Here is a 23,290-nt window from a genome sequence, read left to right as displayed (position 1 = left end):
GACACAATGACTCGTGGGAGTCGACCACAGGGAAGGGTGATGCAGGTGAGTGCGCCGCAGCAGGAGCGACGGGCCCAGGGGCCGGTGACGGGACGGGGCGAGCAGAGGCGCGCAGCGCTGCTGGTCGCAGCGCGGACCGTCTTCGAGCGCAAGGGCTTCCTCGACACGCGGGTCAGCGACATCGTCCGCGAGGCGGGGGTCTCGCAGGGCACCTTCTACACCTACTTCGACACCAAGGAGGCGATCTTCACCGAGGCCGCCCGGGCCACCATCGACGCGATGCTGGTCTCGATGATCCGGCCGCTGCCGTCCGCGGACCTGGAGTCCCGGGTGCGCGAGACGATCAGCCGCTTCGTCGCGGCCTACCGCCCGCACGCCACGATGATCGGACTGATCGAGCAGGTGGGCACCTTCTCCATCGAGCTGCGCGATCTGCGCCTGGAGCTGCGGGAGACGTTCGTGCGTCGCACCCAGCGCGGGTTCGCCCGGCTGGTGGAGGCAGGAGCCGCACCCGAGGACCTCGACGTCGAGTACGTCTCCGAGGCCCTGGGCGCGATGCTCGAGTACACCTGCTACGTGTGGTTCTCGCTGGGACGCGAGTTCGACGAGGACCGCCTGGTGACGGCGATGTCCGGCATCTGGCTCAACGTCCTGGCCCCGAAGGGCGCTGCTCAGTCCTGAGCGTCCTCGAGCGCGGCCGGGTCGAACGCCGGCGCCGGGAAGCCGGCGAACAGGTCGGGCAGGCCGTGGGCGACCGAGTCGGCGAACCGGGCCGGTCGCCGCTCGACGAAGGAGGCGAAGCCCTCCTGGCCGTCGGCGCTCACCCCGCGCAGGTTGATGCCCAGGCTCTCCGCGTGGTGCGCGACCATCGGGTGCTCGGCACCCTGCATCCGCCACAGCAGCTGGCGGGCCAGCGCGGTGGAGACCGGTGAGGTGTTCTCCGCGATCTCGCGGGCCAGCTCGGTGGCGGCCCCGATCAGCTCGTCGGCAGGATGCACACTGCGCAGCAACCCGCTGCTGAACGCGGCGGTGGCGTCGAAGATGCGGCCGGTGAACACCCACTCCAGGGCGGTCTGCATGCCGACCAGGCGTGGCAGGAACCAGCTGGAGCAGGACTCCGGGATCACGCCGCGCTGGTTGAAGACGTAGCCGAACTTGGCGTTGGTGGAGGCGAGGCGCAGGTCGGCGGCGAGGATCATGGTCGCGCCGACGCCGACCGCTGCGCCGTTGATGGCGGCGATGATCGGCTTGCGGCACTCGAACATCCGCAGCACCACGCGTCCGCCGCCGTCGCGGCGCCGCGGCAGGTCGTCGCCGGCGACGTCGAACTGGGTGCCGGTCGGCGCGGTGCTGCTGGTGCGCCAGGCGACGAAGGCGTCACCGGCGTCGCTGACGTCCATCCCGGCGCAGAAGCCGCGACCCGCGCCGGTGATGATCACGACGCGGACGTCGTCGTCCGCGTCGATCCGGTCGAAGAGCTCGATCAGCTCGGCCTCCATCTCATCGGTGAAGGCGTTGAGCCGCTCGGGGCGGTTCAGGGTGATCGTCGCGATCCGGTCGTCGACGGAGTAGAGCGTGGTCTGCATCAGGGTCACCTGTATCGGTAGTCGGGGTCGCGCTTGTCGAGGAAGGCGCGCATCGCCTCGGGCTGGTCCTCGGTGAGGGCGGTGAGCACCTGCTGCCGGTTCTCCAGCTCGATCGCTGCACGCAGGCTGGGCATCTCCAGCGCCAGCCACATGCCCTGCTTGGTCAGCTCGACCGACGCCGGGGGGTTGCGCAGGATCTCGCCCGCCTTGGCGAGGGCGGTGGCGAGCAGCTCGGGCTCGGGCACGACCTGGGTCAGCAGCTGCATCCGATGCGCCTCCTCGGCGTCGAACCTGCGCCCGGTGAGCATCAGCTCGTGGGCCGGGCCGGCGCCGACGATCCGCGGCAGCAGCCAGGAGAGGCCGATGTCGCAGGCGGAGTAGCCGGCCCGGATGAAGCCGACCGCGAACGCGGTGCCGGTGGCCGCGATCCGGATGTCGCTGGCACAGACCAGGGCGAGGCCGCCTCCCGCGGCGGGACCGTTCACCGCCGCGATCACGGGCTGGGGGAGCGTGTGCAGTCTCTCCACCAGGCCGGCGATCAGGCGTTGCCGGTCCAGCGTGCCCAGGGTGAATCCCATGGTCTCGATCCGCTCCGGGTCGCCGTAGCCCTCCAGGTCCAGGCCGGCGCAGAAGGCGCGGCCGGCACCGGTCAGCACGACCACGCGGCAGTCCCGGTCGCGCGCGATCTCGGCGAGGCGCGCGTGCAGGGTGTCCACCAGCTCGGCATTGAGGGTGTTCATCCGATCAGGGCGGTTCAGACGGAGGACGCGAACGCCGGCGACCGGCTCGGTCACCTCCACGGTGGTCGACATCTTGCTCCTTTCCACGACCACTAATCTAAACAAACGTTCGCTTAAATTACTAGCGATCTCAGGGCCGCGGAATGCGCGTGATCACGCCCCGGAAATGGCGCACGGCCGCCCGGATCGGACGGCCGTGGAAAGCGCTTCTCTCAGCGCTCGAACCCGTTGTGCTCAGGCAGTGGCCACCTCGGGCTCGCCGGCCTCCAGGCCGGCCAGCAGATCGGCGGCATGCGGCTCGAGCATCCGGCGCGACAGGGCCGGGTCGTCGTGGATCCAGCGCTCGCCGGCCAGCAGGGCGGTCAGGGTGCGGGTGGCGATCGAGTCGGGGGTGACGCCGGCGCTGCGCAGGTAGTCGGCGTAGGTGGCGCGCAGCTGCTCGGCCTGCGGGTTGCTGGCGGTGGCGTCGTCGAAGATCCGGGTGGCGACGACGCCGGGCAGCAGTACCGAGACGCCGACCGGCGCGGCCACGCTCTCCAGGTCGGCGGCCAGCGCCTGTGCCATCACCCGGACCGCGTGCTTGCTGACGTGGTAGGCCGACTGGCCGGCGGAGATGCCGACGCCGGCGATGGAGGAGGTGAAGAGCAGCTGGCTGCGCTGCTCGCCCGAGACCATCGTGGGCAGGAACGCGCGGGCCAGGTGGAAGGCCCCGTTCACGTTGATCGACTGGGTCCGCGCCCAGTGCTCCGGTGCCGTCTCCCAGAACAGCCCGGTCGTCTCCACCCCGGCGTTGCACACCACCAGGGCAGGCGCTCCGTGCGCGCGCAGGGTCTCCTGGGCCAGCCGCGCGACCTGGTCCCAGTCGGCGACGTCGGCGACCGCGGCCCAGGCCTGGCCGCCGGCGGTTCGGATCGTCTCGACCACCGCGTCGGCCCGTCCGGCGTCGACGTCGGCGACCACGACCTGCATCGCGTGGTCAAGCGCGGCGCGGGTGGCGAGTGCCTCGCCGATGCCGGAGCCGGCTCCGGAGATCACGGCGAGACGGCCGGCGAGGTCGAGCGGTGCGGACACGAGGGCTCCTTCGAGCTGGGGGCAGGTGGGCCAGATCACACCAGGTCGCGAGGCGGCGCACCCGCCGGGCACCGCTGACCGGGACCGCGGCCGGCCCGCGCGCCGGTGACCGCGCGCCAGGGCGCAGGCGGCACAATGGAGGAGTGCCCCTCTATCGCGCCGAGGCCGTCGTGCTGCGCACCCACAAGCTGGGTGAGGCCGACCGGATCATCACCCTGCTGACCCGCTCGCAGGGACTGGTCCGCGCGGTGGCGAAGGGCGTGCGGCGGACCACTTCGCGGTGGGGCTCCCGACTGGAGCCGTTCACCCACGTCGACCTGCAGCTGGCCGAGGGGCGCAACCTCGACACCATCACCCAGGCCGAGACCCTGACCCCGTTCCAGGCTCGGCTCGGCCTGGACTACGACCGCTACACGGCCGGCACGGCGATGCTGGAGACGGCCGAGCGCCTGATCGCCGAGGAGCGCCAGCCCTCGCCCCAGCAGTTCCTGCTGCTGGTCGGCGGTCTGCGGGCGCTCACCAACGACGATCCGGACGAGCTCCGGGCGCCGGGGCAGATCCTCGACTCGTTCCTGCTGCGCTCGCTGGCGGTGGCCGGCTACGCGCCGTCCTTCGAGGGCTGCGCCCGCTGTGACGAGCCGGGGCCGCATCGCTGGTTCAACCCGGCTGCGGGCGGCATCCTGTGCGCCGGCTGCCGGTTGCCCGGCTCGGCCAATCCGGCGCCGGAGACGGTCGCCGTCCTGGGCGCGCTGCTGGCCGGCGACTGGAGTGTGGTGACGGCGTCGGAGGCGCGGCACCTGCGGGAGGCCACCGGGTTGGTGGCCGCCTACCTGCAGTGGCACCTGGAGCGCGGCCTGCGCTCGTTGGCCTACGTGGAGCGCTGAGCGTCGTCCTCGTGCTCGGCGTCGATCCAGCCGTCCACGGAGGTGTTGAAGCGGCGGAGCCCGGCGAGGAAGTCGCTGCGCTGCTGCGCCGTCCAGCCGCCGAGGATCGAGTACAGCATCTTCCGTCGGTGCTCGCGGGCGTTCACGATCGTCTCCTTGCCTACCGGGGTGAGGCTCAGGATCGCTGCCCTGCGGTCATGCGGGTCGACGGTCTTGGTGGCCAGGCCGAGCCGGACGACGGCCTGGACCTGGCGGGTGATGGTGGAGGGGTCGAGACGGAACCGGTGGGCGATGGTTCCCAGCCGTACCGGTCCTTCATCGTCAAGTAGGCAGAGAATGCCGTAGATCGAGCGGTCGAGTTCGAATTCCCCCGAGCGGGTCGAGACATGGATCGCCTGACTCCGTCTGAAAAGAATGAAGAGTTGTTGCTCGATCTCCTCATTGGTATGCACCATGCGGGGACTATAAGCCTGCAATCGGGGCCTGCACCTATCTTTGTCCTGTGATTTCTGTGCCGCGTGCTCCCCGTCCACATCCGTCCGGGGCCACCCCACCGCCGATCCCGCCGGAATTGGTGCCCCGGCACGTGGCGATCGTGATGGACGGCAACGGCCGGTGGGCCAAGGAGCGGGGTCTGCCGCGCACCGCCGGGCACGAGCAGGGCGAGAGCTCGCTGTTCGATGTCGTCGAGGGCGCCATCGAGATCGGGGTCAAGGCGATCTCCGCCTACGCCTTCTCCACCGAGAACTGGTCGCGGTCCCCGGACGAGGTCCGCTTCCTGATGGGCTTCAACCGTGACGTGATCCGCCGGCGTCGTGACGAGATGCACGCGCTCGGGGTGCGGGTGCGCTGGGCGGGCCGCGCGCCGCGCCTGTGGAAGTCGGTGATCAAGGAGCTCCAGATCGCCGAGGAGCTGACCAAGCACAACACCGTCGCCACCTTGACGATGTGCGTGAACTACGGCGGCCGTGCCGAGATCGCCGACGCCGCCAAGGCCCTGGCCCACGACGTCGCGGCCGGCAAGGTGAAGCCGGAGAAGGTCGACGAGAAGCTGTTCGCCCGCTATCTGTATGTGCCGGAGCTCGCCGAGGCCGACCTGATCTGGCGGACCTCGGGCGAGCAGCGGCTCAGCAACTTCATGCTCTGGCAGGCCGCGTACTCGGAGTTCGTCTTCTCCGACGTGGCCTGGCCCGACGTGGACCGCCGTCACCTGTGGCAGGCGATCGACACCTACGCCCGGCGCGACCGCCGCTACGGCAGCGCCTGAGCCGTCACCGGCAGGAGGCGCAGGTGCCGAAGAGCTCCAGGGTGTGACTGATCTCGGTGTAGCCGTGCTCGGCGCTGATCGCCTCCGCCCACCGCTCCACGGCCGGTCCCTCGATCTCCACGGTGGCACCGCACGAGCGGCAGACCAGGTGGTGGTGATGGGTCGCCGAGCAGCGCCGGTAGGCGGCCTCGCCGTCCTCGGTGCGCAGCACGTCGAGGTCGCCGGACTCGGCCATCAGCTGCAGGGTGCGGTAGACGGTGGCCAGGCCGACCGTCTCGCCCGCGGCGGTGAGCATCGCGTGGATCTCCTGCGCGCTGCGGAAGTCGGCGAAGCTCTCCAGGATCCGGGCGACCGCCATCCGCTGCTTGGTCGGGCGGACGGCGGCGGCGGGCTTGTTGACGTCGGTGCTCATCATGACTCCAACCTCAGTGCTCGTCGTAGTGGTTGTCGTGGGAGGCGTGCCGGTGCCCGTCGTGCACGTAGTCGAGGTGGTCGCCGTGCTGGATCGCCGGGTGACCGCAGTTCTCGCCGTGCTGGTGCGGGTGCTCCTGGATCGAGTGATGGATCAGCGGAGCGACCTCCTCGAACGGGGCCTGGCGCCGGCGGCGCCGGCGCAGCCAGGCGCCGAGCGGCCAGGTGAGCGCGAAGATGCTCAGCGCCAGGATCACGATGGTCGGCCCGGGGCTGACGCCCTCCACGTGGAAGGAGGACCAGGCCGCCAGCAACAGGCCGCCCCAGGACGCCACCAGGCCCAGGCTCATCGCCGCGATCAGGGTGGTGCGGAAGCTGCGGGTGAGCTGTTGGGCGGTGGCCACCGGGATGATCATCAGCGCGGAGACCAACAGCAAGCCCACGGTGCGCATCGCCACGGTGACGGTCACCGCCGCGAGCACCGCGAGCAGCAGGTTGTAGGCGCGCACGTTGAGGCCGGTGACCTTGGCGAACTCCTGGTCCTGGGCGACGGCGAACAGCTGCGGGCCGAAGCCGATGCCGATCACGATCACCGCGGCGGCCAGCGCCATCGTGATCCAGACGTCCTCGACCGAGATCGTGGTGATCGAGCCGAACAGGAACTCCTGGAGGCGGGCCGCGGACTGGCCTGCCATCCCGGTGATCAGCACGCCGCCGGCGATGCCGCCGTAGAAGAGCAGGGCCAGCGCGACGTCGCCACCGGAGTTGCCGCGCTCGCGGATGATCTCGATCAGCACGGCGCCCAGGATCGCCACGGCGACCGCCGTCCAGGTGGGGGAGGCGCCGGTGAGCAGGCCCAGCGCGACACCGGTGACGGCGACGTGACCGAGGCCGTCGCCCATCAGCGAGAGCCGGCGCTGTACCAGGTAGGTGCCCACGATGGGGGCGGCCAGACCGGTGAAGATCGCCGCGAGCATGGCGCGGATCATGAAGTCCGCGCTGAGCACCTCGATCACGAGCTCACCTCCGGGTGCGAGTCGACGGGGGAGGAGACGTTGACGGCGTGGTCCGAGACCGGCTCGGGGTGTGCGTGGTGGTGGGCGTGGGCCCCGCCGAACAACGGGGTGTGCACGTCGGCGTCGGTCAGCGGAGCGCCGTCATAGGCGATCTGGCCGTCGCGCATCACGATCGCGCGGTCGATCAGTGGCTCCATCGGGCCGATCTCGTGCGTCACCAGCACCACCGTGGCGCCGCGCTCCTTGAGCACGGCGAGGGCCTGGGCCAGTGCCTCCTGGTTGGGCAGGTCGACGCCGGCGGTCGGCTCGTCGAGCAGGATCAGCTCCGGCTCGCCGGCCAAGGCCCGGGCGATCAGCACCCGCTGGTGCTGGCCGCCGGAGAGGGTGGTCACGGCGTGCCGTGCCCGGTCGGAGAGGCCGACCACCTCCAGTGCCCCGGCGATCGCCGCGCGGTCGGCCGCGCTCTTGGGGCGCAGCGGCCGCCGCCGGGTCAGCCGGCCCGAGGCCACCACCTCCCAGACGCTGGTCGGCACCCCGGCCGCCGCGGACGGGCGCTGGGGGACGTAGCCGAGGCGGTACCACTCACGGAACCGGCCGAAGTCGGTGCCGAAGAGCTGCAACGTGCCCCGGCTCAGCGGTCGCAAACCGGTCAGCGTGCGGACCAGGGTCGACTTGCCGGAGCCGTTGGCCCCCATCAACGCCACGAACTCACCGCGGTTGACGGTGAGGTTCAGGTGGCGCAGGACCGGGCGGCCGTCGATGGCGACCGACCCGTCCTGCAGCGCGATGACCGGTCCTGCTGTGGCGGGATCGTCGCTCAGCATCCGTTGGCCTTGCTCAGCTTGGTCAGGTTGGCGCGCATCAAAGAAAGATAGTCCTCATCGCGGGTGAGGTCGGAGAGCCCCTCGATCGGGTCGAGCACCTCGGTCGCCACGCCGGCGTCCTCGGCGACCGAGAGCGCGGCCTTGTTGCTCGACAGCGACTCCGAGAAGACCGTGGTGATGCCCTCGTCCGCGATCAGGTCGTGCAGGCGGGTGCGGTCGGCGATCGTCGGCTCGACGCCGGGGGAGAGGCCGGTGATGGTCTCGAACTCCAGGCCGTAGCGGCTCAGGTAGCCGAACGCGTCGTGGTTGACCACGACCAGGTCGCGCCGACAGCTGGCGAGGGTCTGCGCGTAGTCGGCGTCGAGCTGCTCCAGCTCGGTGCGGAAGGCGGCGGCGTTGGCGGCGAACTCGTCGGCGTGCTCCTCGTCGAGGGCGGCGAGCTCGTCGGCGACGGCGTCGGCGAAGTCGGCCATCTTCAGCGGGTCCTGCCAGAAGTGCGAGTCGAACTCCCCGTGGTCGTGACCGTCGTGGCCGCCCTCGTCGGCGTGGGCTGCGTGCTCCTCCGCGGTCTCGTGCTCGTGCTCGTCCTCGTCGGCGTGGGCCGCGTGCTCCTCGGCGGTCTCGCCGGCGTGCTCGTCGTGCCCGTGGTCGTCGTACGGCTCGAGGGTGACGGCCTGGGCGGCGTCCAGGGTGGCGCCCTTCGCGTTCTGCTCGATCGCCTTGTCGACGGCGGGCTGGAAGCCGTCGAGGTAGACGACCAGGGCCGACTCCGCGATGTCGGCGGTGGCCTTCACGCTGAGCTCGAGGTCGTGCGCCTCCTTGCCCGGCTGGGTCAGGTTCAGCACGGTGAAGCGGTCTCCGGCCACCTGCTCGGTGGCGTAGGCGAGCGGGTAGAAGGCGGCCGTCACCTGATCGGACTCGGCGGGCTCGGCGTCGCTGTTGGTCAGCGCGGAGCACCCGGCGAGAGCGGGGATGCTGACAAGGGCGGAGAGGGCGAGAGCCGAGCGCAACTTCATGAGAAGGATTCTCATTCGTAATGAGAACCGTTGTCAAACCGATGCGTGGTGAGGCTGCTCACCACGCATGCCGGAACGGCCGGGAGTTGCTAGGGTCGGGGTGAACCTGACGAGGTGCGCCGTACCAGGTCAAGGCACGACGGCGCGGATTGTTCGATCCCCACTCGAAGGAGTCTCGTCATGGCGTGGTTGGTTCTCGTTGTCTCCGGTGTCCTGGAGACCGTCTGGGCGGCTGCCCTCTCGGAGTCGCGCTCGTTCACCCGGCCGGTTCCGACCGGCGTCTTCGCCGTCGCCCTGGTGGCCAGCATGATCGGCCTGGGCTATGCGCTGCGCACCATCCCGGTCGGCACCGGCTACGCCGTCTGGGTCGGCATCGGCGCCGTCGGCACCGCGCTCTACGGGATGATCGCGCTCGGCGACTCGGTCAGTCTGGTGCGCATCCTCTGCCTGCTCCTGCTGGTCAGCGGGATCATCGGGCTCAAGCTCGCGCACTGATCGACACGCGCGATCAGCCGCACCCGAGATCCGCTGGCCCCGCGCGCGGCGGATCTCGGTAGGCTGGCCCGACTGTCGGCAGCCAGCTGACGGACCCGAATTCCAGGAGCACAGTAACCGTGGCCAAAGCCCCCGCATCCATCGTCGACAACGTCGTCTCGCTCGCCAAGCGACGCGGATTCGTCTTCCCGTGCGGTGAGATCTACGGAGGCACCCGCTCCGCCTGGGACTACGGACCGCTCGGCGTGGAGCTCAAGGAGAACATCAAGCGCCAGTGGTGGAAGGCGATGGTGCAGGGCCGCGAGGACGTCGTCGGCCTCGACTCCTCGATCATCCTGCCCAAGGAGACCTGGGTCGCCAGCGGCCACGTGGCCACCTTCAACGACCCGCTCACCGAGTGCCAGTCGTGCCACAAGCGGTTCCGCGCCGACCACCTCCAGGAGGCGTTCTTCGAGAAGAACGGCGCCAAGCACCCGGAGTGGAACGACCCCGACGACGTGCCGCTGAGCGAGATCGCCTGCGCCAACTGCGGCACCCGTGGCTCGTGGACCGAGCCCAAGCAGTTCTCCGGCATGCTCAAGACCCACCTCGGCGTCACCGAGGACGAGTCCGGCCTGCACTACCTGCGCCCGGAGACCGCGCAGGGCATCTTCCTCAACTTCGCCAACGTGGTGACCTCCGCGCGCCGCAAGCCGCCGTTCGGCATCGCCCAGATCGGCAAGAGCTTCCGCAACGAGATCACCCCGGGCAACTTCATCTTCCGCACCCGCGAGTTCGAGCAGATGGAGATGGAGTTCTTCGTCAAGCCGGGTGAGGACGAGGAGTGGCACAAGTACTGGATCGACGAGCGCATGCGCTGGTACACCGACCTCGGCGTGAACCCGGAGAACCTGCGTCTGTACGAGCACCCGCTGGAGAAGCTCTCGCACTACTCCAAGGGCACCATCGACATCGAGTACCGCTTCCGCTTCGCGGGCTCGGAGTGGGGCGAGCTCGAGGGCATCGCGAACCGCACCGACTACGACCTCTCCACGCACGCCGAGCACTCGGGCGCCGACCTGTCGTACTTCGACCAGGCCGCCAACGAGCGCTACACGCCGTACGTGATCGAGCCGGCAGCCGGTCTCTCGCGCAGCCTGATGGCGTTCCTGGTGGACGCCTACGGCGAGGATGAGGCCCCCAACACCAAGGGCGGCGTGGACAAGCGGACCGTGCTGCGCCTCGACCCGCGCCTCGCGCCGGTCAAGGTGGCGGTGCTGCCGCTGAGCCGCAACGCCGACCTGTCGCCGAAGGCGAAGGCGCTCTCCGCCGAGCTGCGCCGCAACTGGAACGTCGAGTTCGACGACTCCGGCGCGATCGGCCGTCGCTACCGCCGTCAGGACGAGATCGGCACGCCGTACTGCGTGACGGTCGACTTCGACACCCTCGAGGACAACGCCGTGACCGTGCGTGAGCGCGACACGATGGCCCAGGAGCGGATCAGCCTGGACGGCATCTCGCGCTACTTCGCCGAGCGGCTTCTCGAAGCCTGACCCGCGCCGCGTGTGCAGCGTGCACAATGACGCCATGAAACTTGGTCGTCTCGCGCCCGCTGTGCTCGCGCTCGCCCTGTCGTTCTCCCTCGCGGCCTGCGGGGGAGACGACGAGGACGACAAGGCGAAGTCCGACAAGGAGACCAGCCAGGCGCCGTCGACGGCCGCCACCCCGAGCGGCGACGCCTCCGGGATGACCGTGTGGGGCGCTGAGCTGGGCTTCGGCGAGCCGGCCCGCTTCACCTGGAAGCCGCGGCGCAAGATCGACGGCGTCGCCGAGGTGACCGTGACCGGCGTCCGGCAGGTCACCATGGCCGAGTTCGCCGGCTTCAAGCTGGACGCGGCGATGCGCAAGTCCACGCCGTACTACGTGTCGGTGAAGGTCACCAACATCGGCGACAGCGACCTCGCCCGGGTCGAGCTGCCGCTGTTCTTGGACAACGGCTCCGACGTGCTGCACCCGCCGGCCAACATCACCGGGAAGTTCAAGCCCTGCGGCAACCGGGTGCTGCCGGACGAGTTCCAGCCCAACGCCAGCGCGGATCTGTGCCTGGTCTTCCTGGCCGGAGAGGGCACCAGCCTGCGCGCCGTCGCGCTGCAGACCAGCGACTCACCGCAGTCGATCACCTGGACCGGCGAGATCGAGCAGCCCGCCAAGAAGGACAAGAAGAAGGGCAAGGGCGCCAAGAAGAAGGGCGCCGAGGAGTCGACCGGCGACTGAGCCGGCGGCGGCAGGTGATTTGTCTGAGCCAACCCCGCCTGCGGACAATGGCGGGGTGGCTCTGCAACTCGGCTCCCTGACCGTCGACGTCCCGGTGGTGCTCGCACCGATGGCGGGCATCACCAATGCCGCCTTCCGGCGACTCTGCCTGGAGCAGGGCGCGGGTCTCTATGTCTGCGAGATGATCACCTCGCGCGGACTGGTCGAGGGTGACGCCACCACCAAGTCGATGCTCGCCTTCGATGAGCTGGAGACGGTGCGCAGCGTGCAGCTGTACGGAACCGACCCGGTCTACGTCGGCAAGGCCGCCGAGATCCTGTGCGCCGACTACGGGGTGCACCACATCGACCTCAACTTCGGCTGCCCGGTCCCGAAGGTCACCCGCAAGGGTGGCGGCGGCGCGCTGCCCTGGAAGCGCGGGCTGCTGGGCGAGATCCTGACCGCCGCGGTGAAGGCCGCCGAGCCCTACGGCGTCCCGGTGACGATGAAGACCCGCAAGGGCATCGACGAGGACCACCTCACCTACCTCGACGCGGGCAGGATCGCTGCGGACACCGGCATCGCGGCGATCGCGCTGCACGGGCGGACCGTGCAGCAGGCCTACTCCGGCATCGCCGACTGGGAGGCGATCGGCGAGCTGGTCCAGGCCGTCGACATCCCGGTGCTCGGCAACGGCGACATCTGGGAGGCGCGGGACGCGCTGCGGATGGTCGAGGAGACCGGCGCGGCCGGCGTCGTCGTCGGGCGCGGCTGCCTCGGGCGTCCGTGGCTCTTCCGCGACCTGGCAGCTGCGTTCACCGGTGGACTCGACGAGATCGCGACCCTGCCCGACCTCGGCGAGGTGCGCGTGATGATGCGCCGCCACGCCGAGCTGCTGTGCCAGTACATGGGCGAGGAGAAGGGCAGCAAGGAGTTCCGCAAGCACGTCACCTGGTACCTCAAGGGCTTCCGTGCCGGGGGTGCTCTTCGTCACAGTCTGGCGCTGGTCGACAGCCTCGCCACGCTCGACCGGCTGCTTGAGGATCTGGACCCGAGCGAGCCGTTCCCGGTCGGCGAGCTGGGCACGCCGCGAGGCCGACAGGGCGCGCCCCGCAAGCATGTCGTGCTCCCGGAGGGGTGGCTCGACGACGCCGATGGAGCCGGGTGCGCGGTGGCCGAGGACGTCGACTCGTCCTCCGGCGGCTGATCGGGCATTTTTCAACTATCCCGGGAACGGGATGGGGATTTTTCACCGGACATGTGTTTCACTCGAAGCCGTGTCCGTGGGGGCGGGCACTTGCCCTGTAAGCAAGAGCAAAGGATCAGCGCTGTGGCACAAGGACGCCACAAGCGGGACGCCAATGCCCGCAAGATGCCGTCGGTCACCAAGATCGCGGCTCCCGTCGCCTCACTGGCGACCCTCGCCACGGTGGGGGTCGGCGTCCTGGCGGCGAACCCCGAGGTGGCCCAGCAGGTGAGCGCGGACGCGCCCGGCTCGGTGGCCCGAGCCGCGACCGGCACGCCGACCCGCCCCGAGCAGGTCTCCCGCAGCACGGTGCGCGCCGATCAGCTGTCGACCAGTGCGACGTTCGCCCGCAAGGTGGGCCGCGCCGGAACCCGCGACGCGATCGAGAGCGCGAAGAAGAAGCTCTGGACGACCGAGAGCCTCAACCTCTGGTCGTCGTCGGCAGGCAATGCCGCGAACCTCGGCGAGCTCGCCGAGGGCGAGGAGGTCCTGGTCACCGGGCGCGAGGCCAACGGCCGCGCCGAGGTGGTCTGGAAGGGCGAGGCCCGATGGGTCAACGCCGAGTACCTCAGCGAGGACGAGCCCCTGGAGGGCGTCGACGGCGTCTGCTCCAACGGCGCCAGCATCGCTCAGCCGGTCAGCCCGAACGTGGTGAAGGTCTTCAACGCGGTCTGTGCCCGGTTCCCGCAGGTGACCACCTACGGCACCCTGCGCAACGACGGCGAGCACGGCCAGGGCCTGGCCATCGACATCATGGTCACCGGCGACCTCGGCTGGCAGATCGCCGAGTACATCCGGGCCAACCGGGTGGCGCTCGGGGTCAGCTATCAGATCTACCAGCAGAAGATCTGGTCGGTGCAGCGCGACGGCGAGGGCTGGCGCGGCATGTCCGACCGCGGCTCGGTCACCGCGAACCACTACGACCATGTGCACGTCACGACGTACTGATCGCCTCGCGGGCGATCAGATCAGCTGAACCCGCGGCGGGGCCGCGGCAGCGAAGCCGGCAGGCAATCAGGCGGAGGTGATCTGCCGGTCGTGCGCTGATGGTGCCGGCGAGGCGACCTGGCGATCGGGCGGCGCCTGCTGGCGCCGCTTCGCCAGGGGGCGTGCGATCAGCCGCCGCGCGGGCTCCTCGAACCAGTGGTAGATCGCCATCGAGGCGAGCACCAGGGCCGGGATGGCGGCCAGCTCGACCCAGATCCTCAGGTCGCGGTCGACGTGCAGCAGGGCGGTGTGCGTGGTCAGGTCGCGCAGCAGCTTCAGGACCGGTCCGTGCAGCAGGTAGAGCGCGAACGAGGCGCCGCCGCCGAGCACGATCCAGCGGCGCGAGAGCAGGTCGATCAGCGGGCCGCGTCCGACGGTGAGGCAGTAGACGAACGGCAGCCAGGCGATCACCAGGAACCCTGCCCACCAGCCGGGGAGGACCGTCTCGGTGAGCGCGATCCACCCGGCGACCGCGAGCAGGATCAGCGGCGCGGCACGGCCGGCGGCGCGCCGGTGGGCGTCGTCGACCTCGACCGTGCGCAGGGCTGCAGCGGTGAACATCCCCGCGACGAAGAGGGAGAGCACGCGTGGTGCCCAGCCCCACTCGTAGGTGAAGCGGTGGTGGGCGAGCAGCCCGAGCATCAGGGGGGTGAGGCTGACCAGGGCCGCGGTCACCAGGCCCGGGGTGCGGAGCCGTCGGCTGACGTGCAGCACGAGCACGGCGAGCAGCGGGAAGAGCAGGTAGGCGAGCCACTCGGCCGACAGTGACCAGGCCGGCCCGGCCCAGCTGCTGTCCTTGCCGGTGGGCTGGTCCCACATCTGCACCAGGAAGAGCTGCTGCACGAAGGAGCCCAGGGTCAGCTCGTCGACCGATGCCGAGTGCCAGCGCCAGTGCCGGAACCAGATCGCGAAGCCGGCGAAGAGGGTGATCGCCAGGTAGGTGGGCCAGATCCTGGCGACCCTCAGCCACAGGTACCGCCCGGCCTCGCGCAGGTCGAACCGGCCGCCCATCCGGTCCAGGTAGTTGAGGGCGAGCACGAATCCGGAGAGCACGAAGAAGAGGTCGAGCGCGCGGTGTGCTTGGCCGAGGACCGGATCGAGGAGCCGGACGAGGTCGGGGTGGTTCGCCTCCAACCAGCGCTGGTTGGCGCGCTTGATGTGGTAGGCCACGACCCAGAGCGCGGCGAAGAGCCGCACGCCGGTCAGGGCGTCATAGCGCAGGCGAGGGCCGGGGACCTGATTCATATTAAGAAGACTAAATTACTTCTGTATGGAACGGCGGGATGTCCACGCCGTGACTGCCGGACGGCGTGAGTAGGGTCGAGGCGATGAACGACGAGCTCTACGGTCCGCACGACTGCGAACGGCTGGTGCCCGAGCCGCCGAAGCGGGTCGACGCGCCTACCCGCGCACCCTTCGAGCGGGACAGGGCGCGGGTGGTCCACGCGGCCGCATCGCGCCGGCTGGCCGCCAAGACCCAGGTGGTCGGCCCGCAGAGCGACGACTTCGTGCGCAACCGGCTCACGCACAGCCTGGAGGTCGCCCAGATCGCCCGCGACCTGGCCCGCGCCCTGGGCTGCCACCCGGACATCACCGAGACCGCGGCGCTGGCCCACGATCTCGGTCACCCGCCGTTCGGCCACAACGGAGAGGCGGTGCTCGACGAGCTCGCTGCCACCTGTGGCGGCTTCGAGGGCAATGCGCAGACGCTGCGGATCCTGACCCGGCTGGAGGCCAAGACCTTCGACGGCGCCGGTGCCTCGGTCGGGCTCAACCTGACGCGCGCCACGCTGGACGCCTGCACCAAGTACCCGTGGGCGCGTCCCGCCCAGGGTGGCAAGTTCGGCGTCTATGCCGACGACGACCCGGTCTTCGGGTGGCTGCGTGACGGCGCGCCGCAGGGGCGCAAGTGCGTCGAGGCGCAGGTGATGGACCTCGCCGACGACGTCGCCTACTCGGTGCACGACGTCGAGGATGCGGTGGTGGCCGGCAGTGTCGACCTGACTTGGCTCGACGACGCCGGACGCCGTCGGCAGGTCTGGGAGACCGTCCGCTCCTGGTACCTGCCGCAGGCCGCGGACGACGAGCTCGACGCCGCGCTGGCGGGGATGCAGGAGCAGCGCAGCTGGCCCGAGCACAGCTACGACGGGACCAGGCGCTCGCTGGCGGCGCTGAAGAATCTGACCAGCGACCTGATCGGCCGCTTCTGCGGCAGCGTGCAGAGCGCGATGGTGGCGGAGTTCGGCCAGCAGCCGTTCGTGCGCTTCGATGCCGACCTGGTCGTGCCGCGGGCCACCCTGGTCGAGATCTCCGTGCTCAAGGGGGTCGCGGCGCACTGGGTGATGCAGTCCGACGAGCGGGTCGCGATCATGGGGCGCCAGCGTGAGCTGCTGGCCGAGTTGGTGGGCGTGCTGGCAGCCCGCCCTGAGCTGCTGGATCGGCAGTTCGCCGAGGACCACGCGGCGGCCGGTGACGACGAGGCGCGGCTGCGCGTGGTGATCGACCAGGTCGCCTCGCTCACCGACGCATCGGCTATCCGATGGCACGCACGGATGGTCGGGGCTGGCACGTAGACTCACCGGCGTGGCCGGGCGGATCAGGGACGAGGACATTGCGGAGGTCCGCAACAAGACCCGGATCGACGACGTCATCGGCGACTACGTCGCGCTGCGCAACGCCGGCGGTGGGTCGCTCAAGGGGCTCTGTCCCTTCCATGACGAGAAGTCGCCGTCGTTCAACGTGACGCCGGCGCGGCAGTTCTTCCACTGCTTCGGCTGTGGCGAGGGCGGCGACGTCTTCAGCTTCCTGATGAAGATCGACGGGATCGGCTTCACCGAGGCCGTCGAGCGGCTGGCCGAGAAGTACGGCGTCCAGCTGCGCCGCGAGGACGGGAACGACGAGCCGCGCCGCCCCAAGGGGCCGCAGCGCAGCCGGCTGGTCGAGGCGCACAAGCTGACCGAGGAGTTCTTCATCGACGCGCTCGGGTCGCCCGAGGCGTTGGTGGCACGCAAGTTCCTCGCCGAGCGGGGCTTCGACCGCGAGGCGGCGGCGCGCTTCGGTGTCGGCTTCTCCCCGCGCAACGGCGACGCCGTCACGAAGTTCCTGCGCCAGAAGGGCCTCAGCGACGCCGAGCTGGTGGCCAGCGGCATCGTCGGTCAGGGGAACCGCGGCCTCTACGACCGCTTCCGTGGCCGGCTGATGTGGCCGATTCGGGAGTCGTCGGGCCAGACCATCGGCTTCGGGGCGCGGCGGCTCTTCGACGACGACAAGATCGAGGCCAAGTACCTCAACACCCCGGAGACCTCCCTCTACAAGAAGTCGCACGTGCTCTACGGCCTGGATCTGGCGCGCACCGCCATCCGCACCACCGGCCAGGCGGTGATCGTGGAGGGCTACACCGACGTGATGGCGTGCCACCTGGCCGGCGTCGGCACCGCGGTGGCCACCTGCGGCACCGCGTTCGGAGACGACCACGCCCGACTGCTGCGGCGGTTCGTGGAGGGTCAGGCCGATGTGCGCAGCGAGGTGATCTTCACCTTCGACGGCGACGCCGCCGGGCAGAAGGCGGCGCTCAAGGCGTTCGCGGGGGACCAGAACTTCGCCTCGCAGACCTACGTCGCGGTCGAGCCATCGGGGATGGACCCCTGCGAGCTGCGCCTGGCCAAGGGCGACGAGGCGGTGGTGGAGCTGGTGGCCGGACGCACGCCGCTGTACCGGTTCGTGCTCAGCAACGTGCTGAGCCGCTTCGACCTCGACCGCGCCGACTCGCGCGTCGACGCACTGCGTGAGGCCGCGCAGCTGGTCAGCAGCGTGCGCGACAAGTCCAAGGTGGAAGGCTTCACCCGTGAGCTCGCGCTGAGCGTGGGCGTCGACGTCGAGCAGGCGCGAGCCGAGGTGCGTCGAGCGGTCGCCAACCCACGTCGTCCGCAGAGCCATCCGCAGCGCGCCACCGCGACGGCGGCAGCGCCGGCCGCTCCCGAGACCCCTGCTGCGCCGCCGCGGCTGCCGATGCCGGACCCGCGCGACAAACGGATCGCGGTCGAGCGGGAGACCCTCAAGCTGGTGTTGCACCACCCGAACGTGGTGGGGCATGCGATGCGCTCGGTGGCGCCGGAGGACTTCACCCATCCGGTCTATCGGCTGATGTGGCAGACCATCGCCGCCTCCGGGGGGCCGGCGGCCGCGCACCCCGGGTGGGTGGCGCAGCTGCGCGACAGTCTCAGCGACCCGACTGCGGTGTCGGTGCTGACGGCGCTGAGTGTGGAGCCGATCCGCTCGGTCAAGGAGGTGGATCTGGCCTACGTGCAGATCCACGTGCACCGGCTGCTGGAGCTCACCGTCACCCGGCGGATCGCCGACCTGACCTCGCGGCTGCACCGGACGAACCCGCTCGAGCAGGCCGAGGAGTTCACCCGGATCAACGTGGAGCTGGTCGAGCTGGAGAAGCGCCGCCGGGTGTTGCGCCAGCAGGTCCTGGGGGCGCACTGATGCGCTGGCGCTCGGCCCTGCCCGATCCGGTGCGTGCGTTGGCGGTGGCCGACGGCGAGCGGGTGCTGGCGGGTGCCGTGGCGGCCGACGGCGCGGTGCTGGCCGGTACGGCCGAGGCGCTCTACCTGTCCTGGGTCCGGGGCGACGTGCGCCGGATCGGCTGGGAGCGGGTGCAGCGCGCCTCCTGGAGCCCGGACGACGGCGTGCTCGCCGTCAGCGAGGTGGGGGAGTTCGGTGGCGAGCGGCCGGTGCACCGCTTCGGTCTGGAGTACGAGGCGCGGTTCCTGGCCTTCCTGCGGGAGCGGATCGCCAGCACCGTCCTGGTGCAGCGGCACGTGCCGATCCATGGGGCGCGGGGAGTCTTCGTGATCGCCCGCCGCGCGGCGGGTGGGGAACGGGCCGTCACCTGGCTCTACGAGTTCGAAGAGGGCGTCGACGTCACCGACCCCGCCGTGCTCGCCGCCGCCGAGGCCGCGCTCGCGCGGGCCCGTGACGAGGTCGGCGACCTCTAGCGTCCCGGCCGTGGCCGATGGGGGACTCGCGTGCGTCTTCCGTGGTCCGTACAAGTCCCGTACAGTCGGGAGTGGAGGTGGCGATAGCCGTGACTGCCCTGACGAAGCGCTTCGAGGCCCGACTCGACCCAGAGACCGATGGGCTCATCGCGCGCGCCGCTGAGCTCTCCCGGATGAGCAAGTCCGCGTTCGTGACCCGTGCGGCGCGCGCGGAGGCGGAGCGTGTGGTCGCCCGTGCCGACATCACCTGGCTGGCGCCGGAGGTCTATGACGCACTGATCGACTCGTTGGGCACCCCTGACGAGGCCCCGGAGCTTGCTGCGAAGCTTGCGCGCCTGCCGAAGATCTCCTGACCTCCGGTGCACCGCTTCGAGGCGTTGAAGCCCGAACATGAGGTGGGTGGGTTCACCTGCGGCGACCCGCGCTACGACCGCTGGCTGCACGAGTCGGCCGCAAGCGCGGTGCGTGCCGGGACGTCGGCCGTCACCGTCCTGGTGCGTGACGGCGGCGTGGGGGAGGCCCGGGTGGTCGGGTACTTCGCACTCTGCGCAACGGCGATCGCTCGCGAGGAGATGCCGAACCGGGCCCGGGCCGGCGGGTTGACGCCGATCCCGGGCTACCTGCTCACGAAGCTGGCGCTGCACCACGACTATCGCGGCGATCGTGTCGGCATGTGGGGCACTCAGTTGTTGGTGGGAGCGTTCCGTCAGGTGGCCGGAGCGAGCAGGTTGGTGGGCGCGCGGCTGCTGGTGGTGGATCCGGGCGATCCCGCCCTCGTGCCCTGGTACGAGGGACACGGCTTCCTGCCCACCGCCTCGCCGCCGCGCCTGTACCTCAAGGTGTCCACCATTGAGCAGCAGTTGCAGTGCTACGACGCGTGAGCCGCAGGGAGCGAGCACTCACCGGGCTGGACCCTCGATTTCACCTCGGTCCCCGTTCTTGCTAAGGTTCAACCCGCTGCCAAGCGATCCCCTGTAGCTCAACTGGCAGAGCATTCGGCTGTTAACCGGAGGGTTGTTGGTTCGAGTCCAACCGGGGGAGCAATGAGGAACGGCCTGTGGCCTGCGGAAACGCAGATCACAGGCCGTTCTGTTTGTCCGTTGCATCGTCTATGCATCGTTCAGGCTGGTTTCGGCCCCTGCGCGACCTCGCTGATCACTCCGGTTCCCAGGAGTCGGTGCCGCAGACATCGGCCCGAAAGTACGATGCGGATCGTGAACACCGACGACGTCACCGCTCAGCTGAGCGCCTTCATGGCTGAGCGGGAGTGGGAGCAGTTCCACACACCCCACACCCTGGCCAAGAGCATCGCCATCGAGGCAGGCGAACTGATGGAGCTCTTCCAGTGGAGCGATGACGCCCCGGTGGCCGAGGTGACGGGGGAGTTGGCCGACGTGCTGACCTACTGCCTCTTGCTGGCTGCCAAGCTTGAGGTCGATCCTCTGCAGATCGTGCTCGACAAGCTGCAGGTGACGGGCGAGAAGTACCCGGTGGAGTTGGCCCGCGGCCGGAGCGTGCGGCATGACCAGCTCTGAGACCCGCGACCCGTTCCGCATCGAGAAGGTGCCGTTCACGCCGTCGACGGTTGCAGTGCTCAAGCGCGGCGTCGACCCCAAGCACGTGGACTGGCCCGTCGTCTACACCCTGGCGGATTCACGGGAGATCTACGTCGGGGAATCGCTCAATGTCGGGAACCGCCTGGGGCAGCACCTCGAGACGGCCGGCCGCCGCCACCTGGGCACTGCGCGCATCGTGATCGGTGAGGACTTCAACAAGTCGGTCTGCCTCGATCTGGAATCGATGCTCATCAAGTGGTTCGCGGGGGACGGGCGCTTCACTCCGCTGAACAGGAACGCCGGCGTCGTCGATGCGGACTACTTCGATCGCGCGCGCTACCGGGAGACGTTCGAGGACATCTTCGAGCAGCTCCGCGCTGAGGGGCTCTTCAGCAAGTCGATCGCCGAGATCCAGAACAGTGACCTGTTCAAGCTGTCGCCGTTCAAGGCGCTCAATGCCGACCAATCCGCCATCGTGGAGGCGATCCTCGACCAGATCTTCGACGACATCGAGGCCGAGCGACCCGCCCGGATGGTCATTCAAGGCGAGCCAGGCACCGGGAAGACCGTTGTGGCGATCTACTTGCTCAAGGTGCTGGCCGACATCCGGGCTTCGGACAACACGTTGGCCCATGAAGAGCACTCCCCGTTGGCCGAGTTCTTCGTGCCTGGCCATGCTGAACTGCTCACCGACTTTCGGGTGGGTCTGGTGATCCCGCAGCAGTCTCTGCGCGCCTCGGTGCGCCAGGTGTTTCGCAAGACCCCCGGACTCGACCCCAAAGTGGTCCTCAGTCCCTTCGAGGCGGTGACCTATGCCAGGAAGCACGGCCCGTTCGACCTGCTCGTCGTCGACGAGGCGCATCGACTCAACCAACGTGCCCCCCAGGCTGCCGGCCCGCTCAACGGCATGTTCCGCGACAACAATGTGCACTTGTTCGGCCATGACGACGCCGAGTACACGCAGTTCGATTGGATCAACAAGATCAGCACTCACCAGCTCTACCTGGTGGACGGGGCACAGGCGGTGCGTCCGGCCGACGTCGCACCCGAAACGCTCAACGCGGTCGTGGAGGGTGCACGTGTCGACCGCCGCCTGTACCGCCTGAGTTCGCAGATGCGCGTCGCCGCGGGCCAGGACTACGTGGGCTACATTCGACAAGTGCTCGCCGGCGAGCCGATCGAACCGCAGCAGTTCCCGGGCTACGACCTTCGGTTCTTCGATGACCTCGGGGCCATGCACGACGCCATCCGCGAACGAGACGCCGAGCACGGCCTCGCCCGCTTGCTGGCCGGCTACTGCTGGTCATGGGCCAGCAAGAACGACAAGTCCGCCATCGACATCGAGCTGGACGGGCAGCGCCTTCAGTGGAATCAGGCCCCCACCGACTGGGTGCACTCGCCAGGCTCGCTTGAGCAGGTGGGATCGATCCACACCATTCAGGGCTACGACCTGAACGTGGCCGGCGTCGTGATCGGCCCGGACCTGTACTTCGACCCCGCCGCCGGACGGGTCGTCTTCGACCGCAATGCCTACAAGGACCCGCGTGGCATGACGAGCAACCGTCAGCGAGGCATCACCTACACCGACGATGACATTGCAGTCTTCGTGCGCAACATCTACGCGGTCCTGCTCACCCGCGGCATGCTCGGCACCTACGTCTACGTGTGCGACCCCGCCCTACGGGAGTACTTGCGGCCACACTTCGTCAATACGCTGTCGTGACCGAGGTGAGGTTCCTGTTCGGGACGAGGCGCAGCAGGCAATGCCCCATTGCGAGCTGCAGCCCGCTCAGAGCCTGTGAACTGGTCCGCATCCCGTCGTGCGCCCTGCTCGACTGGGGCGATCGGCGCTGACTGTTAGTCATCAGTCCGGCTATCTGCCCTTGGAGGCGCAGAGGAGTGCCCTATCGGTCTCTGCGCAGACCTCTCGATGCGGCATCAGCAACGGGGATACTCCGGGTTGTTGGCGAAGAGCGGTGATTCGGAATGTCGTTCGACAGGGAGAATGCAGGTTCCCTGAGAACATCATCTGCGACGCTACGGACGATGTTTGGCTGACACCGTTCCGCCCAGCGGCCCCCGGCTGGGCGTTGTCCCTGAGGCGGATAGGTTTCTCGGCATGCGTATCACCCCCGCAGTTGTTGCTCTCGCTGTTGCCGCGTCCCTGACCGCGTGCGGCTCCGATGAGGAGCCCACCGCTAAGCCTGCCAGCCCAGTAGCCTCTGGGACGGCGCCCGCCGAGCCCTCTGAGCCCGCAGCGGAAGAATTGAGCGAGGAGGACAGCTCAGAGGAATCCTCCATTGGTGAAGTTGCGCAGCTGAAGGTCGGACAGGACTTCGTCTATGGGCCCGTGACCATCAACGTTGAGTCCGTCGCCCAACCGGCCCAGGCTCCAATTCCGTCGTTCCTGAGTGACGAGGAAGCAGCTCAAGGTGCGCTGCTGAAGGCGAAGGTGTGCCTGGCGCAGGACAGCCCTGACACGCTCGACGTGAGCTCTTATGACTTCTACGCCTACGACGCGAACGGTGGCGAGTACACGGTCGCGAACATGTCCTGGAATGGGTGGCCCACCGCTCCCGAATTCCCGTCAGAAGCAGTCGCGCGCCCAGGGCGCTGCGTCAGCGGGTCGATCCTCATGTCAGCGCCGAAGCGGACGGTGATCTCGTACGTTTCCTACGGTGGGGGATACGACACCGTCGCTGAGTGGGAAGTGAAGTAGTGAGGTGCCTTTCATAGCGCCTCACGCGTCAAGCGCCTCGGAGCATCGAATGATCGAGGGCCGAGGTCACCTCGATCAGTTCATCGATGCCCATCCGGTGAACGCGTAACGGAACCAAGCCCGAGCTCCGATGCTCGACTCCGTGCGCGACCGTTCGGTGTTAGGAACTGATCGAACACCCGATCAGATGCGTGGAACGAACACAGGACTACCGGGTGATTTACGCCGATAGGTCGGACC

The 23,290-nt window shown here is 69.3% G+C and carries 25 protein-coding genes, 1 tRNA gene and 1 riboswitch; of the genes, 17 read left to right on the top strand and 9 right to left on the bottom strand.

All coding sequences use genetic code 11. The features are described 5' to 3' along the window. The first annotated feature begins 45 nt into the window (after nt 1–45). On the top strand, nt 46–681 hold the full coding sequence (locus ABD151_RS13240) for a TetR/AcrR family transcriptional regulator (RefSeq protein WP_343995098.1): 636 nt from the start codon (nt 46–48) through the stop codon (nt 679–681). Here ABD151_RS13240 and ABD151_RS13235 read toward each other — a convergent pair. The 3 genes from ABD151_RS13235 to ABD151_RS13225 form a co-directional block, all read right to left on the bottom strand. Next, on the bottom strand, nt 672–1,586 hold the full coding sequence (locus tag ABD151_RS13235; RefSeq protein WP_343995096.1) for a crotonase/enoyl-CoA hydratase family protein: 915 nt from the start codon (nt 1,584–1,586) through the stop codon (nt 672–674). The genes ABD151_RS13240 and ABD151_RS13235 overlap by 10 nt on opposite strands. Before the next feature lie 5 nt (nt 1,587–1,591). Then, nucleotides 1,592–2,413 (bottom strand): enoyl-CoA hydratase/isomerase family protein, encoded by an 822-nt coding sequence (locus tag ABD151_RS13230; RefSeq protein WP_343995094.1) that lies wholly within the window; start codon nt 2,411–2,413, stop codon nt 1,592–1,594. A 147-nt stretch (nt 2,414–2,560) separates the two neighbouring features. Then, nucleotides 2,561–3,397 carry an SDR family oxidoreductase gene (locus ABD151_RS13225; protein WP_343995092.1) on the bottom strand — a complete coding sequence of 279 codons (837 nt, stop codon included), beginning with the start codon at nt 3,395–3,397 and terminating at the stop codon, nt 2,561–2,563. A 143-nt stretch (nt 3,398–3,540) separates the two neighbouring features. Here ABD151_RS13225 and recO point away from each other — a divergent pair, with 143 nt between their 5' ends. Further along, nucleotides 3,541–4,281 (top strand): DNA repair protein RecO, encoded by a 741-nt coding sequence (gene recO / locus ABD151_RS13220; RefSeq protein WP_343995090.1) that lies wholly within the window; start codon nt 3,541–3,543, stop codon nt 4,279–4,281. Here recO and ABD151_RS13215 read toward each other — a convergent pair. Then, nucleotides 4,266–4,736: a MarR family winged helix-turn-helix transcriptional regulator gene (locus ABD151_RS13215; protein WP_343995088.1), complete on the bottom strand. Its 471-nt coding sequence runs from the start codon at nt 4,734–4,736 to the stop codon at nt 4,266–4,268. The genes recO and ABD151_RS13215 overlap by 16 nt on opposite strands. 47 nt (nt 4,737–4,783) lie before the next feature. Here ABD151_RS13215 and ABD151_RS13210 point away from each other — a divergent pair, with 47 nt between their 5' ends. Beyond that, nucleotides 4,784–5,548, top strand: coding sequence for an isoprenyl transferase (locus ABD151_RS13210; protein WP_343995086.1), 765 nt, complete (start codon nt 4,784–4,786; stop codon nt 5,546–5,548). A gap of 4 nt (nt 5,549–5,552) precedes the next feature. Here ABD151_RS13210 and ABD151_RS13205 read toward each other — a convergent pair whose 3' ends face one another. From ABD151_RS13205 to ABD151_RS13190, 4 genes are read right to left on the bottom strand one after another with little or no spacing between them, the layout of a single operon-like run. Continuing rightward, on the bottom strand, nt 5,553–5,963 hold the full coding sequence (locus ABD151_RS13205; protein ID WP_343995084.1) for a Fur family transcriptional regulator: 411 nt from the start codon (nt 5,961–5,963) through the stop codon (nt 5,553–5,555). A gap of 10 nt (nt 5,964–5,973) precedes the next feature. Beyond that, nucleotides 5,974–6,975: a metal ABC transporter permease gene (locus ABD151_RS13200; protein WP_343995082.1), complete on the bottom strand. Its 1,002-nt coding sequence runs from the start codon at nt 6,973–6,975 to the stop codon at nt 5,974–5,976. Then, nucleotides 6,972–7,799: a metal ABC transporter ATP-binding protein gene (locus tag ABD151_RS13195; RefSeq protein ID WP_343995080.1), complete on the bottom strand. Its 828-nt coding sequence runs from the start codon at nt 7,797–7,799 to the stop codon at nt 6,972–6,974. Before ABD151_RS13195 ends, ABD151_RS13200 begins: the two co-directional genes overlap by 4 nt. Further along, entirely contained in the window at nt 7,793–8,815 is a 1,023-nt protein-coding gene (locus ABD151_RS13190; protein WP_343995078.1) for a metal ABC transporter substrate-binding protein, read from the bottom strand. The genes ABD151_RS13195 and ABD151_RS13190 overlap by 7 nt, the downstream gene beginning before the upstream one ends. Before the next feature lie 82 nt (nt 8,816–8,897). Beyond that, nucleotides 8,898–8,964: riboswitch (guanidine-III (ykkC-III) riboswitch) on the top strand. A 31-nt stretch (nt 8,965–8,995) separates the two neighbouring features. Here ABD151_RS13190 and ABD151_RS13185 point away from each other — a divergent pair. The 5 genes from ABD151_RS13185 (at nt 8,996) to ABD151_RS13165 (ending at nt 13,736) form a co-directional block, all read left to right on the top strand. Then, entirely contained in the window at nt 8,996–9,310 is a 315-nt protein-coding gene (locus ABD151_RS13185; protein WP_343995076.1) for a DMT family transporter, read from the top strand. Between the two features lie 119 nt (nt 9,311–9,429). Further along, nucleotides 9,430–10,842 carry a glycine--tRNA ligase gene (locus ABD151_RS13180; RefSeq protein ID WP_343995074.1) on the top strand — a complete coding sequence of 471 codons (1,413 nt, stop codon included), beginning with the start codon at nt 9,430–9,432 and terminating at the stop codon, nt 10,840–10,842. A gap of 34 nt (nt 10,843–10,876) precedes the next feature. Next, a complete protein-coding gene (locus tag ABD151_RS13175; protein ID WP_343995073.1) occupies nt 10,877–11,563 on the top strand; it encodes a hypothetical protein in 687 nt (228 codons plus the stop codon). 55 nt (nt 11,564–11,618) lie between these two features. After that, nucleotides 11,619–12,749: a tRNA dihydrouridine synthase DusB gene (gene dusB / locus ABD151_RS13170; protein ID WP_343995071.1), complete on the top strand. Its 1,131-nt coding sequence runs from the start codon at nt 11,619–11,621 to the stop codon at nt 12,747–12,749. 123 nt (nt 12,750–12,872) lie between these two features. Beyond that, on the top strand, nt 12,873–13,736 hold the full coding sequence (locus ABD151_RS13165; protein WP_343995069.1) for a VldE C-terminal domain-containing protein: 864 nt from the start codon (nt 12,873–12,875) through the stop codon (nt 13,734–13,736). Between the two features lie 66 nt (nt 13,737–13,802). Here the strand turns inward: ABD151_RS13165 and ABD151_RS13160 are convergent, their stop codons facing one another. Next, nucleotides 13,803–15,020, bottom strand: a complete 1,218-nt coding sequence (locus tag ABD151_RS13160; RefSeq protein ID WP_343995067.1) for an acyltransferase family protein — start codon at nt 15,018–15,020, stop codon at nt 13,803–13,805. Between the two features lie 83 nt (nt 15,021–15,103). Between ABD151_RS13160 and ABD151_RS13155 the strand changes: the two genes are divergently transcribed. The 9 genes from ABD151_RS13155 to ABD151_RS13115 all read left to right on the top strand — a co-directional run bounded on the left by ABD151_RS13155 (nt 15,104) and on the right by ABD151_RS13115 (nt 23,050). Then, the gene (locus tag ABD151_RS13155) at nt 15,104–16,348 is read left to right on the top strand and encodes a deoxyguanosinetriphosphate triphosphohydrolase (RefSeq protein ID WP_343995065.1); all 1,245 of its coding nucleotides are present in this window, start codon (nt 15,104–15,106) and stop codon (nt 16,346–16,348) included. Between the two features lie 10 nt (nt 16,349–16,358). Continuing rightward, nucleotides 16,359–18,263 carry a DNA primase gene (gene dnaG / locus ABD151_RS13150; protein WP_343995063.1) on the top strand — a complete coding sequence of 635 codons (1,905 nt, stop codon included), beginning with the start codon at nt 16,359–16,361 and terminating at the stop codon, nt 18,261–18,263. Then, nucleotides 18,263–18,775, top strand: coding sequence for a hypothetical protein (locus ABD151_RS13145; protein ID WP_343995061.1), 513 nt, complete (start codon nt 18,263–18,265; stop codon nt 18,773–18,775). The genes dnaG and ABD151_RS13145 overlap by 1 nt, the downstream gene beginning before the upstream one ends. Before the next feature lie 89 nt (nt 18,776–18,864). After that, nucleotides 18,865–19,128: a type II toxin-antitoxin system TacA family antitoxin gene (locus ABD151_RS13140; protein WP_343995059.1), complete on the top strand. Its 264-nt coding sequence runs from the start codon at nt 18,865–18,867 to the stop codon at nt 19,126–19,128. A 6-nt stretch (nt 19,129–19,134) separates the two neighbouring features. Further along, a complete protein-coding gene (locus ABD151_RS13135; protein WP_343995057.1) occupies nt 19,135–19,656 on the top strand; it encodes a hypothetical protein in 522 nt (173 codons plus the stop codon). 87 nt (nt 19,657–19,743) lie between these two features. Beyond that, a tRNA-Asn gene (locus tag ABD151_RS13130) sits at nt 19,744–19,816 on the top strand. Nucleotides 19,817–19,989: 173 nt separating this feature from the next. Continuing rightward, nucleotides 19,990–20,310: a nucleotide pyrophosphohydrolase gene (locus tag ABD151_RS13125; RefSeq protein WP_343995055.1), complete on the top strand. Its 321-nt coding sequence runs from the start codon at nt 19,990–19,992 to the stop codon at nt 20,308–20,310. Continuing rightward, nucleotides 20,297–22,054, top strand: a complete 1,758-nt coding sequence (locus tag ABD151_RS13120) for a DNA/RNA helicase domain-containing protein (RefSeq protein ID WP_343995053.1) — start codon at nt 20,297–20,299, stop codon at nt 22,052–22,054. The genes ABD151_RS13125 and ABD151_RS13120 overlap by 14 nt, the downstream gene beginning before the upstream one ends. Before the next feature lie 396 nt (nt 22,055–22,450). Beyond that, nucleotides 22,451–23,050 (top strand): DUF4352 domain-containing protein, encoded by a 600-nt coding sequence (locus tag ABD151_RS13115; RefSeq protein ID WP_343995051.1) that lies wholly within the window; start codon nt 22,451–22,453, stop codon nt 23,048–23,050. Nucleotides 23,051–23,290: the final 240 nt, after the last annotated feature.

This window comes from Nocardioides dubius, assembly GCF_039528155.1.
In the GTDB taxonomy this organism is placed as follows: Bacteria; Actinomycetota; Actinomycetes; order Propionibacteriales; family Nocardioidaceae; genus Nocardioides; species Nocardioides dubius.
This window is presented reverse-complemented; position numbering and strand designations above follow the sequence as displayed.